General features: G+C 67.9%; 1 protein-coding gene. It reads left to right on the top strand.

Going from position 1 to position 539, the window contains the following annotated elements; genetic code table 11:
- Positions 1 to 539 (top strand): DUF7507 domain-containing protein (locus tag N800_RS16185; RefSeq protein WP_036140578.1); only part of this gene is annotated, 539 nt, incomplete at both ends.

The following is a 539-nucleotide window of genomic DNA, read 5'->3' as shown; positions in this document are numbered from 1 at the left end:
AAGACCGCCTCGCCGCTGGTGTATGCCGCTGCGGGCGACGTGATCAGCTACAGCTACCTGCTGACCAACACCGGCAACGTGACGCTGTCGGCGCCGTACACGGTGGCCGATGACAAGACGCCGGTGACCTGCCCGGCAACGCCGGGGACGCTGGCCCCGGGTGGCACGGTGACGTGCACCGCGACCTACACCATCACCCAGGCCGACGTGAACGCCGGCTCGGTGACCAACGTCGCCACGGCCAGCGCCATCTTCAACAATGCTGCAGTGAACTCGGCGCAGGACAGCGCCACGGTGACGGCGACGCAGACGGCATCGATGAGCTTGGTCAAGACCGCCTCGCCGCTGGTGTATGCCGCTGCGGGCGACGTGATCAGCTACAGCTACCTGCTGACCAACACCGGCAACGTGACCCTGTCGGCGCCGTACACGGTGGCCGATGACAAGACGACGGTGACCTGCCCGGCGACGCCGGGGACGCTGGCCCCGGGTGGCACGGTGACGTGCACCGCGACCTACACCATCACCCAGACCGACGT

Source organism: Lysobacter daejeonensis GH1-9 (genome assembly GCF_000768355.1).
Taxonomy (GTDB): Bacteria; Pseudomonadota; Gammaproteobacteria; order Xanthomonadales; family Xanthomonadaceae; genus Aerolutibacter; species Aerolutibacter daejeonensis.
This window is presented reverse-complemented; position numbering and strand designations above follow the sequence as displayed.